Genomic DNA, 17153 nt, shown 5'->3' on the forward strand with positions numbered 1-17153 from the left:
GTCGATGACGGCAGATTTACAGTCTGCTCCCTTTGGCCGCTCGGGAACCCCACCAGGGATAATTCAAATTTTGATGTAATGCTTGAGATGGTGGTGGGGGAAGGATTCGAACCTTCGAAGTCGATGACGGCAGATTTACAGTCTGCTCCCTTTGGCCGCTCGGGAACCCCACCACGGGGTAATGCTTTTTACTGGCCTGCTCCCTTGTGGGGAAGCGGGGCGCATCATATCAAATGACACGCCGCTGTAAAGGGTTACGTTGAGAAAAATGAACTGGTTGCGTAATTTTCATCCGTAACGGATTAAAGGCAACCAGTTCTATTTTGCTGGCGATTAAAGAATAATCGTCCGATTACCGTAAACAAAGACGCGCTGCGCCAGTACTTTGTAGAGTGCGCGACTTAAGACGTTTTTCTCGACGTCACGACCTGCGCGCATCATATCTTCAGCTGTGTAGGTATGATCGACATGAATAACGTCCTGCATGATGATTGGACCTTCGTCCAGATTGTCATTCACATAGTGAGCGGTTGCGCCAATAATCTTCACGCCACGTTCATAGGCCTGGTGATAAGGACGTGCGCCGATAAACGCTGGCAGGAATGAATGGTGAATATTGATGATCTTATTCGGGAAGCGTGCTACGAACTCTGGCGTTAATACCCGCATATACTTCGCCAGCACCACGTAGTCAGGCTGATAAGCATCAATGGCATCCGCCATCTTTTGATCGTGCTCGTTGCGACTTAATCCTTCATGACTTACCAGCTCAAACGGAATATCAAAACGCTCAACCAGAGAACGTAAAGTATCGTGGTTACCAATAACTGCCGCGATTTCGACATCCAGGCCGCCGTAATTGGCTTTCATCAACAAATCGCCAAGGCAATGCGCCTCTTTAGTGACCAGAATCACTATCCGGCGACGACCGGCGGGATTCAGTTCACGCACGGAGCCTTCTGGCAATGCGCTATCGAGATCCGCCAGCAGGGTGGAATCATTAAAAATTCCTTCCAGTTCCGTGCGCATAAAAAAACGCCCGGTACGGTGATCAACAAATTCATTGTTCTGCACGATATTTAACTCGTGCTTGTAGCAAATATTGGTAATACGTGCGATCAGACCTTTTTGGTCCGGACAAATAGTACGCAGAACTTTACGTTGGAGTGAATGCATTGCTGGAAAAACCTTGTTGAGAGTGTTTGCTAAACCGTACCGTCAACCATTATTGGCCGCAGCACTTTTTAAATTTTTTACCTGAACCACAAGGGCAGGGATCGTTGCGGCCAAACTGCGGACGTGTACCGTCAATATAGTACCATTGACCGTTTTCTTTCAAAAATCGCGAACGTTCAATTATTGCACCTGTTTTGCCACCTTCGGTAAATCGAGCAACAAAACTGACAAATCCGATATTGTCGCCGTCCTGCCAACAATGTTCAAATACGGTCAATCCCAACCATTCAGTATGCGCAAATCCGGCAATCAATTCGGCACGTAACGCCGCCGCTCCACAAGATGGATGCCAGGTCTTTATTAAATAATCTGCGTCTTGCATCACAAAAGCGCAGTAACGCGAACGCATGAGATGTTCTGGATCAGGTGCAACCTTTTCACCAGACACATAAGGGTGGCAACATAGGCTATACTCGACAGCACTACCACAGGGACAAAGCTGAGACACAAATAATCTCCCTGGAAACAATAACGGCGTATTAACCGCCTGAGTAGCACTATGTTAACCGAGCAGTAGCGATGTTGCTACGATTGCATTCCAGGGGAATCTTGCGGGAATAATGAGAAAGATAAAAATAGGGCTGGCGCTGGGATCTGGCGCGGCGAGAGGTTGGTCGCATATTGGCGTTATTAATGCGCTAAAAAAAGTGGGTATTGAAATTGATATCGTTGCAGGATGCTCAATTGGTTCGCTGGTGGGCGCGGCCTATGCATGCGATCGATTATCTGCGCTGGAAGATTGGGTAACCTCTTTCAGTTATTGGGATGTTTTACGCCTGATGGATCTCTCCTGGCAGCGCGGTGGGTTACTGCGCGGCGAGCGTGTCTTCAATCAATATCGCGAAATAATGCCGGAAACAGAGATCGAAAATTGTTCCCGTCGCTTCGCGGCTGTTGCCACCAATTTAAGTACTGGGCGCGAATTATGGTTTACTGAAGGCGATCTCCATCTTGCTATTCGTGCATCATGCAGTATTCCAGGACTAATGGCACCCGTTGCGCATAACGGCTACTGGCTGGTTGATGGGGCAGTAGTTAACCCAATTCCTATTTCGCTCACGCGTGCATTGGGTGCTGATATTGTGATAGCGGTCGACCTGCAGCACGATGCTCATTTGATGCAACAAGATCTGCTCTCCTTTAATGTCAGTGAAGAAAATAGCGAGAATGGTGATTCTCTGCCGTGGCATGCGCGTCTGAAAGAAAGGTTGGGCAGCATAACGACACGTCGGGCGGTGACAGCGCCAACGGCAACAGAGATTATGACCACTTCTATCCAGGTGCTGGAGAACCGCCTTAAAAGGAACCGCATGGCAGGTGATCCGCCCGATATTCTGATTCAACCTGTTTGCCCGCAAATATCTACGCTTGATTTCCATCGCGCGCACGCTGCCATTGCAGCTGGGCAGCTGGCAGTGGAAAAGAAAATGGACGAACTTTTGCCGTTGGTACGCACCAACATTTGACCAGAATTTTTATCTACACTTAAGTTAATTCTGACAGGCGCAGGTGGCAATAGCATGCCACTATTGAGTAAAGCCAGTCAGGGGAGAGAACATGACGCAGCCATTGGTCGGAAAACAGATTCTCATTGTTGAAGATGAGCAGGTATTTCGCTCGCTTCTGGATTCGTGGTTTTCCTCATTGGGAGCGACAACGGTACTGGCGGCTGATGGGGTGGATGCCCTTGAGTTGCTGGGAGGTTTCACTCCAGACCTGATGATATGTGATATCGCGATGCCACGAATGAACGGGCTTAAACTGCTGGAACATATACGCAACAGAGGTGACCAGACACCGGTTCTGGTGATATCTGCCACTGAAAATATGGCAGATATTGCCAAAGCGTTACGTCTGGGCGTTGAAGATGTTTTGCTGAAACCAGTTAAAGATCTGAATCGCTTGCGCGAGATGGTTTTTGCCTGTCTCTATCCCAGCATGTTTAATTCCCGCGTTGAGGAAGAGGAGAGGCTTTTTCGAGACTGGGATGCAATGGTTGATAACCCTGCCGCAGCGGCGAAATTATTACAGGAATTGCAACCGCCGGTTCAGCAGGTGATTTCCCATTGCCGGGTTAATTATCGTCAATTGGTTGCCGCGGACAAACCCGGCCTGGTGCTTGATATTGCCGCACTTTCGGAAAACGATCTGGCATTTTATTGCCTTGATGTCACCAGAGCTGGACATAATGGCGTACTTGCTGCCTTGTTATTACGCGCATTGTTTAACGGATTATTACAGGAACAGCTTGCACATCAAAATCAACGGTTGCCAGAGTTGGGCGCGTTATTGAAGCAGGTAAACCATTTACTCCGTCAGGCCAATCTGCCGGGGCAGTTTCCGCTATTAGTTGGCTATTATCATCGCGAACTGAAAAATCTCATTCTGGTTTCTGCGGGTCTGAATGCGACGTTAAATACTGGCGAACACCAGGTGCAAATCAGTAATGGTGTTCCGTTAGGCACTTTAGGTAACGCTTATTTGAATCAATTGAGCCAGCGATGCGATGCCTGGCAATGCCAAATATGGGGAACCGGTGGTCGGCTTCGCTTGATGTTGTCTGCAGAATGAGCAAACGATAACGCGGGCTAAATTTGCATTACCTGCTAATGTCGGCTGGTGGTACTATCGTCGCCATTCGTATAAGTAATTGTCTTAATTATGCTAACTCGCCTCCTTTTCAGAACTTAGCCCCTTCGGGGTGCTGATATACTGGGATGCGATACAGAAATATGAACACGTTCAAAACACGAACAGTCCAGGAGAATTTAAATGGCTGCCATTAATACGAAAGTCAAAAAAGCCGTTATCCCCGTTGCGGGATTAGGAACCAGGATGTTGCCGGCGACGAAAGCCATCCCGAAAGAGATGCTGCCACTTGTCGATAAGCCATTAATTCAATACGTCGTGAATGAATGTATTGCGGCTGGCATTACTGAAATTGTGCTGGTTACTCACTCATCTAAAAACTCTATTGAAAACCACTTTGATACCAGTTTTGAACTGGAAGCAATGCTGGAAAAACGTGTAAAACGTCAACTTCTTGATGAAGTGCAGTCTATTTGTCCGCCGCACGTGACTATTATGCAAGTTCGTCAGGGGCTGGCGAAAGGCCTGGGACACGCGGTATTGTGTGCTCACCCGGTAGTGGGTGATGAACCTGTGGCTGTTATTTTGCCTGACGTTATTCTGGATGAATATGAATCCGATTTGTCACAGGATAACCTGGCAGAGATGATCCGCCGCTTTGATGAAACGGGTCATAGCCAGATCATGGTTGAACCGGTTGCTGATGTGACCGCATATGGCGTTGTGGATTGCAAAGGCGTTGAATTAGCGCCGGGTGAAAGCGTACCGATGGTTGGCGTGGTTGAAAAACCAAAAGCGGATGTTGCGCCGTCTAATCTCGCTATTGTGGGTCGTTACGTTCTTAGCGCGGATATTTGGCCGTTGCTGGCAAAAACCCCTCCGGGTGCTGGTGATGAAATTCAGCTCACCGACGCAATTGATATGCTGATCGAAAAAGAAACGGTGGAAGCCTATCATATGAAAGGGAAGAGCCATGACTGCGGTAATAAATTAGGTTACATGCAGGCCTTCGTTGAATACGGTATTCGTCATAACACCCTTGGCACGGAATTTAAAGCCTGGCTTGAAGAAGAGATGGGCATTAAGAAGTAACTTCCGTATCGGTGTTATCCACGAAACGGCGTTGAGCAATCGACGCCGTTTTTTTATAGCTTATTCTTATTAAATTGTCTTAAACCGGACAATAAAAAATCCCGCCAATGGCGGGATTTTAAGCAAGTGTCATCTACAAAAGATTATTGCTTGATCAGGAAATCGTCGAGGGATTTACCTTGCTCATCCATTGCTTTTTTGATTACAGCTGGAGTACGACCCTGGCCAGTCCAGGTTTTAGTTTCGCCGTTTTCGTCAACGTAGCTGTATTTTGCCGGACGCTGAGCGCGTTTAGCTTTGGTGCCAGATTTAACGGCAGCAAGGCTATTCAGCAGTTCGTTCGGGTCAATACCGTCAGCGATCAGCATTTCGCGATATTGTTGCAGTTTACGAGTGCGCTCTTCAACTTCAGCAGCAGCCGCGCTTTCTTCTTCGCGACGTTCGTTAACAACAACTTCTAATTTTTCCAGCATTTCTTCCAGCGTTTCAAGTGTACATTCTCTTGCCTGCGCACGAAGAGTACGGATGTTGTTCAGAATTTTAAGTGCTTCGCTCATTGTAGTAATCTCAAACTTATATTGGGGTGGTTTGTTGAGGTAATAATAGAGCCTTAAATTCAGTTGTGCAATAGCCAGGAATGTAAGGAATTCAAAATTGTTCTTTATTTTGTGCCGCCAATAAATATCTTTTCATAAAATTAGCCAGAAAAGACGCGGCATATAGCCCTATTTGCGCCGATGATTTCGCAGCACATGAGGTTAAAACTTCCTGATTCATGTCACATTTTATGGGGAGATTATCGTAGGCTGACGACCTTTCAGTCTTCTGTATTAGTCGTGTTTACGAGAATTCCCTATTAAGCGAATGATGAAAAGTAGAACAGTCGCAATAAGAGCAGGGACTTAGTATTGCACTATCTCCAGGAGGTCAACAGAGGGCTATTACTTGCGCAACAGGTTAAAGATTGTGAATAGTTACCAGCAGTCATTTACCCGCTTATAACAAGCGAGGCAGTTGTAATGATAGCTCAGAAGGATTATGCAAGGCTTCGTAAGGGAGAACGCATATACCACTTCTATGCATACTGTTGAGCTGAAAAACTGACGAATTATGATAAACTCCAGCCAACTTTAATTCATATCATTGAGGGCCTGTGGCTGATGGCACAGCTATATTTCTACTATTCCGCAATGAATGCGGGTAAGTCTACAGCATTGTTGCAATCTTCATACAATTACCAGGAACGCGGCATGCGCACTGTCGTATATACGGCAGAAATTGATGATCGCTTTGGTGCCGGGAAAGTCAGCTCGCGTATAGGTTTGTCATCGCCTGCAAAATTATTTAACCAAAATTCATCATTATTTGATGAGATTCGTGCGGAACATGAACAGCAGGCAATTCATTGCGTACTGGTTGATGAATGCCAGTTTTTAACCAGACAACAAGTATATGAATTATCGGAGGTTGTAGATCAACTCGATATACCCGTACTTTGTTATGGTTTACGTACCGATTTTCGAGGTGAATTATTTATTGGCAGCCAATACTTACTGGCATGGTCCGACAAACTGGTTGAATTAAAAACCATCTGTTTTTGTGGCCGTAAAGCAAGCATGGTGCTGCGTCTTGATCAAGCAGGCAGACCTTATAACGAAGGTGAGCAGGTGGTTATTGGTGGTAATGAACGCTACGTTTCTGTATGCCGCAAACACTATAAAGAGGCGTTAGAAGTCGGCTCATTAACGGCTATTCAGGAAAGGCATCGCCACGATTAATAAGAATTTCTTTACTGACAGGGTGAGCAGGGCGCTTTTATCCTGTCAGTTCATTTTACGCACTTCATCCGGTGTATATACCCTTCTCGACAGTTCTTTAACGCCACTATACCCCTCACAGATCGCTTTTACAGTGACGTTGACTTGTGACCTGTAAAGTACAATATCGCTGTGTGTAGGCGTTATACATCGCCGTAAATATGATGAAGGCAAATGCTGTCGGTTTATGGGAAAGTTGCTTTGGGTAAAACAAAAAAACGGCCCCAGAAGGGACCGTTTATGTTGCCAGACAGCGCTACTTATTAAGCGGATTTCTTCGCTTTTTTCTCAGCTTTAGCCGGAGCGGCTTCTTTTTTCGCTGCAGTTTCACCTTCTACATAATCACGACCGTAGTAGGTATCCAGCAGAATCTGTTTCAGCTCGGAGATCAGTGGGTAACGCGGGTTAGCGCCGGTGCACTGGTCATCGAATGCATCTTCAGACAGTTTATCCACATTCGCCAGGAAGTCTGCTTCCTGAACGCCAGCTTCACGGATAGATTTCGGAATACCCAGTTCAGCTTTCAGCGTTTCCAGCCATGCCAGCAGTTTCTCGATCTTAGCAGCAGTACGGTCGCCCGGTGCGCTCAGACCCAGGTGGTCAGCAATTTCAGCATAACGACGGCGAGCCTGCGGACGGTCATACTGGCTGAATGCAGTCTGCTTGGTCGGGTTGTCATTCGCGTTGTAGCGAATAACGTTACAAATCAGCAGGGCGTTTGCCAGACCGTGCGGAATATGGAACTGGGAACCCAGTTTGTGCGCCATTGAGTGACATACACCCAGGAAGGCGTTCGCAAACGCGATACCCGCGATAGTTGCTGCACTGTGAACACGTTCACGCGCTACCGGATTTTTAGATCCTTCGTGGTAGGACGCTGGCAGATATTCTTTCAGCAGTTTCAGTGCCTGCAGTGCCTGACCATCAGAGAACTCAGATGCCAGTACAGAAACATAAGCTTCCATGGCGTGAGTTACTGCGTCCAGACCACCGAAAGCACACAGGGACTTCGGCATGTCCATAACCAGGTTGGCATCGACAATCGCCATATCCGGGGTCAGCGCATAGTCTGCCAGCGGATATTTCTGACCAGTAGCGTCGTCAGTTACAACCGCAAACGGAGTGACTTCAGAACCTGTACCAGAAGTGGTGGTGACAGCGATCATTTTCGCTTTCACGCCCATTTTCGGGAACTTGTAGATACGTTTACGGATATCCATAAAGCGCAGCGCCAGTTCTTCGAAGTGAGTTTCCGGATGTTCGTACATGACCCACATGATCTTCGCGGCGTCCATCGGGGAACCACCACCCAGCGCGATAATCACGTCTGGTTTGAAGGAGTTTGCCAGTTCTGCACCTTTACGAACGATGCTCAGGGTCGGGTCAGCTTCTACTTCGAAGAAGACTTCAGTTTCAACGCCTGCTGCTTTCAGTACGGAAGTGATCTGATCAGCATAACCATTGTTGAACAGGAAGCGGTCAGTCACGATGAGCGCACGTTTGTGGCCATCAGTAATCACTTCATCCAGCGCGATTGGCAGAGAGCCACGGCGGAAGTAGATAGATTTCGGAAGTTTGTGCCACAACATGTTTTCAGCTCGCTTAGCAACGGTTTTCTTGTTGATCAGGTGTTTCGGACCAACGTTTTCAGAGATGGAGTTACCACCCCAGGAACCACAACCCAGAGTCAGGGAAGGTGCGAGTTTGAAGTTATACAGGTCACCGATACCACCCTGAGACGCCGGGGTGTTGATCAGAATACGGGCCGTTTTCATTTTCTGACCGAAGTAGGCAACGCGAGCCGGTTGGTTATCCTGGTCAGTGTACAGGCAAGAGGTATGACCGATGCCGCCCATAGCAACCAGTTTCTCTGCTTTTTCTACCGCGTCTTCGAAATCTTTAGCACGGTACATTGCCAGAGTCGGGGACAGTTTTTCATGTGCGAACGGTTCGCTTTCATCAACAACGGTCACTTCACCGATCAGAATCTTGGTATTTTCTGGTACAGAGAAGCCTGCCAGTTCAGCAATTTTATAGGCTGGCTGACCAACGATAGCTGCGTTCAGTGCGCCGTTTTTCAGGATAACGTCCTGAACTGCTTTCAGCTCTTTGCCCTGCAGTATGTAACCGCCGTGGGTAGCGAAACGCTCACGTACCGCGTCATAAACAGAGTCAACTACAACAACAGATTGTTCAGAAGCACAGATTACGCCGTTGTCGAAGGTTTTAGACATCAGTACAGATGCAACTGCACGTTTGATATCAGCAGTTTCATCGATAACGACTGGAGTGTTACCCGCGCCTACGCCGATAGCTGGTTTACCGGAGCTGTATGCGGCTTTAACCATACCCGGACCACCGGTCGCGAGGATCAGGTTGATGTCTGGGTGGTGCATCAGCGCGTTAGACAGTTCAACAGAAGGTTGATCGATCCAGCCAATCAGGTCTTTCGGAGCACCGGCAGCGATAGCAGCCTGCAGAACGATATCAGCTGCTTTGTTGGTCGCATCTTTTGCACGCGGGTGCGGGGAGAAGATAATGGCGTTACGGGTCTTCAGGCTGATCAGCGATTTGAAGATAGCCGTTGAAGTCGGGTTAGTAGTCGGAACGATACCGCAAATAATACCGATTGGTTCAGCGATAGTGATGGTACCAAAAGTGTCGTCTTCAGACAGAACACCACAGGTTTTTTCATCTTTATAGGCGTTGTAGATATATTCAGAAGCAAAGTGGTTTTTGATTACTTTATCTTCGACGATACCCATGCCGGATTCGGCAACGGCCATTTTCGCGAGTGGGATTCGAGCATCTGCAGCTGCCAGGGCGGCGGCGCGGAAGATTTTGTCTACTTGCTCTTGAGTGAAACTGGCATATTCACGCTGGGCTTTTTTTACACGCTCTACGAGTGCGTTAAGTTCAGCGACATTAGTAACAGCCATAATGCTCTCCTGATAATGTTAAACTTTTTTAGTAAATCATCTGCTCGAATACGAGAGTATAGTCAGTGCGGTGATGATTTGCTTAACCGATGAAAATCAAAAGCTTACTCGCGCTCACACTCACTGTGATTTACTAAAAGAGTTTAAACATTAGAGTTATTATCTCTAATGCGTCACTTCCAGGTGGCGTAAGCAAGATTACTCACTTCTGGGTACTGATTACGTGATCCAAATCAAATTTTTGCAAAGCTGACACCTTTCAGCATCGCTTTTCGCCATTATAGCTAACAGTTAATAAATTGTAGTATGATTTGTTGGCTACATTATCATGTTTTGCACAACTAGATAACAATAACGAATGATAGCAATTTTAAGTAGTTAGGAGGTGAAAAATGCTGTCAAAAGGCGTATTGTCAGCGCGTCTTTTTAACCTTATTTATGGCTAACATTATCCGGCTTTTGCTTCGGAGCTAACCGTGATTCAGACCCTTTTTGATTTTCCCGTTTACTTCAAATTTTTCATCGGGTTATTTGCGCTGGTCAACCCGGTAGGGATTATTCCCGTCTTTATCAGCATGACCAGTTATCAGACAGCGGCAGCGCGAAACAAAACGAACCTTACAGCCAACCTGTCTGTGGCCATTATCTTGTGGATCTCGCTTTTTCTCGGCGACACGATTCTGCAACTTTTTGGTATATCAATTGATTCATTCCGTATCGCCGGTGGCATCCTGGTGGTGACAATAGCGATGTCGATGATCAGCGGCAAGCTTGGCGAGGATAAACAGAACAAGCAAGAAAAATCAGAAACCGCGGTACGTGAAAGCATTGGTGTGGTGCCGTTGGCGTTGCCGTTGATGGCGGGGCCAGGGGCGATCAGTTCTACCATCGTCTGGGGTACGCGTTATCACAGCATTAGCTATCTGTTTGGTTTCTTTGTGGCTATTGCTTTGTTCGCTTTATGTTGCTGGGGATTGTTCCGCATGGCACCGTGGCTGGTACGGGTTTTACGCCAGACCGGCATCAACGTGATTACGCGTATTATGGGGCTATTGCTGATGGCATTGGGGATTGAATTTATCGTTACTGGTATTAAGGGGATTTTCCCCGGCTTGCTTAATTAATTCCTTTCAAATGAAACGGAGCTGCCATGCTCCGTTTACTTCGTCATTATTTTTACTTTGTTCCCGCGCAGTTATCAAAAGCAAAAGGAATAGGTAAAAATATTCTTCTCAAATTACAGTTAGTTATAAGGATTTCCTTAACTGCTTCTCCTCACCATCATGTTATTTTCGCCACATCATAATCCTGGGCTTGCTGAAGAATAATTGAAATGATATTAGTAATTCCACTGCCTTTGGTAGAGGAAAGTGCTAAATAATAATCAATTGTTAAATTATTGTGTATTTCACGACTTAATCTATAGCCAGAAAAGATAGACATGCTTAACAGTTCTCTATTTGATTGAATCGAAAGATGTTTGTTAAAGCATGGACGCGCGCTGTAGATTCTGACACTGTCAATAAAAGAGAATTGCTTAACAATTTTGCAAAATGTATTGGCGAGTAAGAAGCGCATTTGGTACTTTCCGACCAACCGCCAGGCGATTTTTATTGGTAATGAGAATAATTAACAATTAAAGAGCGTCGCAAAAGAATCAATGTGTCTCGACAGGGGAGACACAGTACGAATCGACATAAGGTGATCGTCTGAATCACCAGAATAAATAAAGTCGGTGATAGCAATCCGTAACGATAAAGTAACCTGACAGCAGAAAGTCTCCGAGCCTGTGCAGGGTCCCAATCCGGGATTACACATGCTGGTTAATACCAGTAATTATAATGAGGGAGTCCAAAAAACAATGACCAACATCACCAAGAGAAGTTTAGTAGCAGCTGGCGTTCTGGCTGCGCTTATGGCAGGGAATGTCGCGCTGGCAGCTGATGTACCCGCAGGCGTCACACTGGCGGAAAAACAAACGCTGGTACGTAACAATGGTTCAGAAGTTCAGTCATTAGATCCGCATAAAATTGAAGGTGTTCCGGAGTCTAATATCAGCCGAGACCTGTTTGAAGGCTTACTGGTCAGCGATCTTGACGGTCATCCGGCACCTGGCGTCGCTGAATCCTGGGATAATAAAGACGCGAAAGTCTGGACCTTCCATTTGCGTAAAGATGCGAAATGGTCTGATGGCACGCCAGTCACAGCACAAGACTTTGTGTATAGCTGGCAACGTTCTGTTGATCCGAACACGGCTTCTCCGTATGCCAGTTATCTGCAATATGGGCATATCGCCGGTATTGATGAAATTCTTGAAGGGAAAAAACCGATTACCGATCTCGGCGTGAAAGCTATTGATGATCACACACTAGAAGTCACCTTAAGTGAACCCGTTCCGTACTTCTATAAATTACTTGTTCACCCATCAACTTCACCGGTGCCAAAAGCCGCTATCGAGAAATTCGGCGAAAAATGGACCCAGCCTGGTAATATCGTCACCAACGGTGCCTATACCTTAAAAGATTGGGTCGTAAACGAACGAATCATTCTTGAACGCAGCCCGACCTACTGGAACAACGCGAAAACCGTTATTAACCAGGTAACCTATTTGCCTATTGCTTCTGAAGTTACCGATGTCAATCGCTACCGTAGTGGTGAAATCGACATGACTTATAACAACATGCCGATCGAATTGTTCCAGAAGCTGAAAAAAGAGATCCCGGACGAAGTTCACGTTGATCCATACCTGTGCACTTATTATTACGAAATTAACAACCAGAAACCGCCATTTAACGATGTGCGTGTGCGTACCGCACTGAAACTGGGTATGGACCGCGATATCATTGTTAATAAAGTGAAAGCGCAGGGTGACATGCCCGCCTATGGTTACACTCCACCGTATACTGATGGCGCAAAATTGACTCAGCCGGAATGGTTTGGCTGGAGCCAGGAAAAACGTAACGAAGAAGCGAAAAAACTGCTGGCTGAAGCGGGTTATACCGCAGACAAACCGTTGACCATCAACCTGTTGTATAACACCTCCGATCTGCATAAAAAGCTGGCGATTGCTGCCTCTTCATTGTGGAAGAAAAACATTGGTGTAAACGTCAAACTGGTTAACCAGGAGTGGAAAACGTTCCTCGACACCCGTCACCAGGGCACTTTTGATGTGGCCCGTGCAGGCTGGTGTGCAGACTACAACGAACCAACTTCCTTCCTGAACACCATGCTGTCGAACAGCTCGATGAATACCGCGCATTATAAGAGCCCGGCCTTTGACAGCATTATGGCGGAAACGCTGAAAGCGACTGACGAGGCGCAGCGCACAGCTCTGTACACTAAAGCAGAACAACAGCTGGATAAGGATTCGGCCATTGTTCCTGTTTATTACTACGTGAATGCGCGTCTGGTGAAACCGTGGGTTGGTGGCTATACCGGCAAAGATCCGCTGGATAATACCTACACCCGGAATATGTACATTGTGAAGCACTAATGGCAATACGTGGGGCAGGAGTGTCCTGCTCCACGGTGTCTGATTTTTATCGCATTACAGAAGGCACAGGCCAGAAGGTAGGGCAATGTTAAAATTTATTCTACGTCGCTGTCTGGAAGCGATTCCGACGCTATTTATTCTTATTACTATTTCGTTCTTCATGATGCGCCTCGCGCCGGGAAGCCCTTTTACCGGCGAACGTACTTTACCGCCAGAAGTGATGGCCAATATCGAAGCGAAATATCATCTTAATGATCCGATCATGACACAGTATTTCAGCTACCTGAAACAACTGGCGCATGGCGATTTCGGTCCATCGTTTAAATATAAAGATTATTCGGTCAACGACCTGGTTGCATCCAGTTTTCCCGTTTCTGCCAAACTGGGAGCCGCAGCATTTTTCCTTGCGGTAATACTGGGTGTTAGTGCTGGCGTTATTGCCGCATTAAAACAAAACACCAAATGGGACTATACCGTCATGGGGCTGGCAATGACCGGGGTTGTTATCCCCAGTTTTGTGGTTGCGCCATTATTAGTCATGATATTTGCGATCATTTTGCATTGGCTGCCGGGCGGTGGCTGGAATGGTGGTGCGCTTAAATTCATGATACTGCCAATGGTGGCGTTGTCACTCGCCTATATCGCCAGTATTGCGCGTATTACCCGTGGCTCTATGATTGAAGTATTACACTCCAACTTTATTCGTACTGCCCGGGCGAAAGGGTTACCTATGCGGCGGATCATTTTACGCCACGCATTAAAACCTGCTCTGTTACCCGTGCTCTCCTATATGGGCCCTGCATTTGTCGGCATTATTACCGGTTCTATGGTCATCGAAACCATTTATGGTTTACCGGGGATTGGGCAATTGTTCGTTAATGGCGCATTGAATCGTGACTATTCCTTAGTGTTAAGTCTGACCATTCTGGTTGGCGCGTTAACCATTTTGTTTAATGCCATTGTCGATGTGCTATATGCGGTTATCGACCCGAAAATCCGTTACTGATACTGGAGCTCGCGATGATGTTAAGTAAGAAAAACAGCGAGACGCTGGAAAATTTCAGTGAAAAGCTGGAGGTCGAAGGGCGCAGCTTGTGGCAGGACGCACGTCGACGTTTTATGCATAACCGTGCGGCGGTTGCCAGTCTGATAGTGCTGGTGCTAATCGCGTTATTTGTAATCCTGGCACCGATGCTTTCGCAGTTTGCCTATGACGATACTGACTGGGCGATGATGTCCAGCGCCCCAGATATGGAGTCCGGTCACTACTTTGGTACTGACTCATCCGGTCGCGACCTGCTTGTGCGTGTTGCGATTGGCGGGCGTATCTCACTCATGGTCGGTGTTGCTGCGGCACTGGTGGCAGTGGTCGTGGGGACACTTTATGGTTCGCTTTCCGGTTATCTGGGCGGTAAAGTGGATTCGGTAATGATGCGTCTGCTGGAAATCCTCAACTCCTTCCCATTCATGTTCTTCGTCATTTTGCTGGTGACCTTTTTCGGTCAAAACATCCTGCTGATTTTCGTGGCGATTGGCATGGTTTCCTGGCTGGATATGGCTCGTATTGTGCGTGGGCAAACCCTGAGTCTGAAGCGTAAAGAGTTTATTGAGGCGGCACAAGTTGGCGGTGTATCGACGCCGGGCATTGTTATTCGCCACATTGTACCGAACGTACTCGGTGTGGTGGTGGTCTACGCATCGCTACTGGTGCCCAGCATGATCCTCTTTGAATCTTTCCTTAGCTTCCTGGGGTTGGGGACGCAAGAGCCGTTAAGCAGCTGGGGCGCATTGCTGAGTGATGGCGCGAACTCGATGGAAGTCTCTCCATGGTTACTGTTGTTCCCAGCGGGATTCCTCGTGGTGACGCTATTTTGTTTCAACTTTATCGGCGATGGCTTGCGTGATGCCCTCGACCCGAAAGATCGTTAAGGAGTGCAGCCATGAGCGTAATTGAAACTGCAACTGTGCCGCTCGCACAACAACAGGCTGACGCACTGCTGAACGTGAAAGATTTGCGTGTCACCTTTAGTACCCCGGACGGCGACGTCACGGCGGTCAATGATTTGAATTTTTCCCTACGTGCCGGAGAAACGCTGGGCATTGTAGGTGAGTCTGGTTCGGGTAAATCGCAAACTGCATTTGCGTTGATGGGCCTGCTGGCCGCCAACGGACGTATTGGCGGATCGGCAACCTTCAATGGGCGTGAAATCCTCAATTTGCCAGAGCGTGAACTCAATAAACTGCGTGCTGAACAAATCTCAATGATTTTTCAGGATCCGATGACTTCGTTGAATCCCTATATGCGCGTCGGTGAGCAGTTGATGGAAGTGCTGATGTTGCATAAGAACATGAGCAAATCTGAGGCGTTTGAAGAGTCGGTGCGGATGCTCGATGCGGTAAAAATGCCGGAAGCGCGTAAACGCATGAAGATGTTTCCGCATGAATTTTCTGGCGGCATGCGTCAAAGAGTCATGATTGCGATGGCATTGCTATGTCGACCTAAGCTGCTGATTGCTGATGAACCCACTACTGCGTTGGACGTCACCGTACAGGCGCAGATCATGACGCTATTGAATGAACTGAAGCGGGAATTTAATACCGCCATCATTATGATCACCCACGATCTTGGCGTGGTGGCAGGGATCTGCGACAAAGTGCTGGTCATGTACGCCGGGCGCACGATGGAATATGGCAACGCGCGCGATGTCTTTTATCAACCCGTTCATCCTTATTCTATCGGTTTACTCAACGCGGTGCCGCGTCTCGATGCGGAAGGTGAAACAATGTTGACCATCCCGGGTAATCCGCCAAACCTGTTGCGATTACCGAAAGGTTGCCCGTTCCAGCCACGTTGTCCGCATGCGATGGAAATTTGTAGTAGCGCACCGCCGCTGGAAGAGTTTACGCCTGGCCGTTTGCGTGCTTGCTTTAAACCGGTGGAGGAACTGTTATGAATGCTGTAACCGAAGGAAGAAAAGTCCTCCTCGAAATCGCCGATCTGAAAGTGCACTTTGAAATCAAAGATGGCAAACAGTGGTTCTGGCAACCGCCGAAAACGCTCAAAGCCGTAGATGGTGTAACTCTTCGCCTGTATGAAGGGGAAACATTAGGTGTGGTAGGGGAGTCGGGATGCGGTAAGTCCACCTTTGCTCGCGCCATCATTGGCCTGGTTAAAGCGACCGACGGTCATGTTGCCTGGTTAGGTAAAGAGTTGCTGGGCATGAAGCCCGATGAATGGCGTGCCGTTCGCAGTGATATTCAGATGATTTTCCAGGATCCATTGGCATCGCTTAACCCGCGTATGACCATCGGCGAGATCATCGCTGAACCACTGCGTACTTATCATCCGAAAATGTCACGCCAGGAAGTTCGCGAGCGCGTGAAGGCGATGATGCTGAAAGTCGGGTTATTGCCTAACCTGATTAACCGCTATCCGCATGAGTTCTCTGGTGGGCAGTGCCAGCGTATCGGGATTGCTCGTGCTCTTATTCTTGAACCGAAGCTGATTATCTGTGATGAGCCGGTGTCGGCGCTGGACGTGTCAATTCAGGCGCAGGTGGTCAACCTGCTCCAGCAGCTGCAACGCGAGATGGGATTGTCATTAATTTTTATCGCTCACGACCTGGCCGTGGTAAAACACATTTCCGATCGTGTGCTGGTGATGTATCTCGGCCATGCGGTAGAACTGGGGACCTATGATGAGGTCTACCACAATCCGCTACATCCTTACACCAGGGCATTGATGTCGGCAGTCCCCATACCTGATCCGGATCTGGAGAAGAACAAAACTATCCAGTTACTGGAAGGGGAATTACCGTCGCCGATCAACCCGCCTTCCGGTTGTGTTTTCCGTACCCGTTGCCCGATTGCCGGTCCAGAGTGTGCCAAAACACGTCCTGTGCTGGAGGGGAGTTTCAGACACGCCGTGTCTTGCCTGAAAGTCGATCCGCTTTAAACAAAATAAGGGCTGACAGTTGTCAGCCCTTT

At 47.7% G+C, this 17153-nt stretch carries 16 protein-coding genes and 1 tRNA gene; 11 read left to right on the top strand and 6 right to left on the bottom strand.

Annotation, left to right across the window (positions count from 1 at the left end; all coding sequences use genetic code 11):
* Positions 1–88 precede the first annotated feature (88 nt).
* From HEN33_RS02120 to HEN33_RS02130, 3 genes are all read right to left on the bottom strand, one after another.
* Positions 89–173, bottom strand: a tRNA-Tyr gene (locus tag HEN33_RS02120).
* A gap of 160 nt (positions 174–333) precedes the next feature.
* The gene (gene purU, locus HEN33_RS02125) at positions 334–1176 is read right to left on the bottom strand and encodes a formyltetrahydrofolate deformylase (RefSeq protein WP_000555849.1); all 843 of its coding nucleotides are present in this window, start codon (positions 1174–1176) and stop codon (positions 334–336) included.
* A gap of 49 nt (positions 1177–1225) precedes the next feature.
* On the bottom strand, positions 1226–1684 hold the full coding sequence (locus HEN33_RS02130) for a YchJ family protein (protein WP_001602321.1): 459 nt from the start codon (positions 1682–1684) through the stop codon (positions 1226–1228).
* A 112-nt stretch (positions 1685–1796) separates the two neighbouring features.
* Here HEN33_RS02130 and rssA point away from each other — a divergent pair, with 112 nt between their 5' ends.
* From rssA to galU, 3 genes are all read left to right on the top strand, one after another.
* Complete coding sequence (gene rssA, locus HEN33_RS02135) at positions 1797–2702, top strand: patatin-like phospholipase RssA (protein WP_001226476.1); 906 nt, start codon at positions 1797–1799, stop codon at positions 2700–2702.
* A 91-nt stretch (positions 2703–2793) separates the two neighbouring features.
* On the top strand, positions 2794–3807 hold the full coding sequence (rssB, locus tag HEN33_RS02140; RefSeq protein ID WP_000193447.1) for a two-component system response regulator RssB: 1014 nt from the start codon (positions 2794–2796) through the stop codon (positions 3805–3807).
* A 201-nt stretch (positions 3808–4008) separates the two neighbouring features.
* Positions 4009–4917 carry a UTP--glucose-1-phosphate uridylyltransferase GalU gene (gene galU, locus HEN33_RS02145; RefSeq protein WP_000718995.1) on the top strand — a complete coding sequence of 303 codons (909 nt, stop codon included), beginning with the start codon at positions 4009–4011 and terminating at the stop codon, positions 4915–4917.
* A 143-nt stretch (positions 4918–5060) separates the two neighbouring features.
* Here galU and hns read toward each other — a convergent pair whose 3' ends face one another.
* A complete protein-coding gene (gene hns / locus HEN33_RS02150; protein ID WP_001287378.1) occupies positions 5061–5474 on the bottom strand; it encodes a histone-like nucleoid-structuring protein H-NS in 414 nt (137 codons plus the stop codon).
* Positions 5475–6077: 603 nt separating this feature from the next.
* On the opposite strand from hns, the gene tdk reads away from it, so the two are divergent.
* The gene (gene tdk / locus HEN33_RS02155) at positions 6078–6695 is read left to right on the top strand and encodes a thymidine kinase (RefSeq protein ID WP_000068076.1); all 618 of its coding nucleotides are present in this window, start codon (positions 6078–6080) and stop codon (positions 6693–6695) included.
* 302 nt (positions 6696–6997) lie between these two features.
* Here the strand turns inward: tdk and adhE are convergent, their stop codons facing one another.
* On the bottom strand, positions 6998–9673 hold the full coding sequence (gene adhE, locus HEN33_RS02160) for a bifunctional acetaldehyde-CoA/alcohol dehydrogenase (protein WP_000301634.1): 2676 nt from the start codon (positions 9671–9673) through the stop codon (positions 6998–7000).
* A gap of 392 nt (positions 9674–10065) precedes the next feature.
* Here adhE and ychE (HEN33_RS26245) point away from each other — a divergent pair, with 392 nt between their 5' ends.
* Together ychE (HEN33_RS26245) and ychE (HEN33_RS02165) are read left to right on the top strand one after the other, a co-directional pair.
* Positions 10066–10119 (top strand): protein YchT, encoded by a 54-nt coding sequence (gene ychE, locus HEN33_RS26245; RefSeq protein WP_211180492.1) that lies wholly within the window; start codon positions 10066–10068, stop codon positions 10117–10119.
* Between the two features lie 30 nt (positions 10120–10149).
* On the top strand, positions 10150–10797 hold the full coding sequence (gene ychE / locus HEN33_RS02165; protein WP_000616773.1) for an NAAT family transporter YchE: 648 nt from the start codon (positions 10150–10152) through the stop codon (positions 10795–10797).
* Positions 10798–10954: 157 nt separating this feature from the next.
* On the opposite strand, the gene HEN33_RS02170 is transcribed toward ychE (HEN33_RS02165), so the two are convergent.
* Positions 10955–11116, bottom strand: coding sequence for a hypothetical protein (locus tag HEN33_RS02170; protein ID WP_176263113.1), 162 nt, complete (start codon positions 11114–11116; stop codon positions 10955–10957).
* 418 nt (positions 11117–11534) lie between these two features.
* Here HEN33_RS02170 and oppA point away from each other — a divergent pair, with 418 nt between their 5' ends.
* The 5 genes from oppA to oppF all read left to right on the top strand — a co-directional run bounded on the left by oppA (position 11535) and on the right by oppF (position 17121).
* Complete coding sequence (gene oppA / locus HEN33_RS02175) at positions 11535–13166, top strand: oligopeptide ABC transporter substrate-binding protein OppA (protein WP_176263114.1); 1632 nt, start codon at positions 11535–11537, stop codon at positions 13164–13166.
* 85 nt (positions 13167–13251) lie between these two features.
* On the top strand, positions 13252–14172 hold the full coding sequence (gene oppB, locus HEN33_RS02180; RefSeq protein WP_000911112.1) for an oligopeptide ABC transporter permease OppB: 921 nt from the start codon (positions 13252–13254) through the stop codon (positions 14170–14172).
* A 14-nt stretch (positions 14173–14186) separates the two neighbouring features.
* Positions 14187–15095 (top strand): oligopeptide ABC transporter permease OppC, encoded by a 909-nt coding sequence (oppC, locus tag HEN33_RS02185; RefSeq protein WP_000979659.1) that lies wholly within the window; start codon positions 14187–14189, stop codon positions 15093–15095.
* Between the two features lie 11 nt (positions 15096–15106).
* Positions 15107–16120: a murein tripeptide/oligopeptide ABC transporter ATP-binding protein OppD gene (gene oppD, locus HEN33_RS02190; RefSeq protein WP_032184011.1), complete on the top strand. Its 1014-nt coding sequence runs from the start codon at positions 15107–15109 to the stop codon at positions 16118–16120.
* Positions 16117–17121, top strand: coding sequence for a murein tripeptide/oligopeptide ABC transporter ATP-binding protein OppF (oppF, locus tag HEN33_RS02195; RefSeq protein WP_000994905.1), 1005 nt, complete (start codon positions 16117–16119; stop codon positions 17119–17121). The genes oppD and oppF overlap by 4 nt, the downstream gene beginning before the upstream one ends.
* Positions 17122–17153: the final 32 nt, after the last annotated feature.

This window comes from Escherichia sp. 94.0001 (assembly GCF_013369155.2).
Classification (GTDB): domain Bacteria; phylum Pseudomonadota; class Gammaproteobacteria; order Enterobacterales; family Enterobacteriaceae; genus Escherichia; species Escherichia coli_F.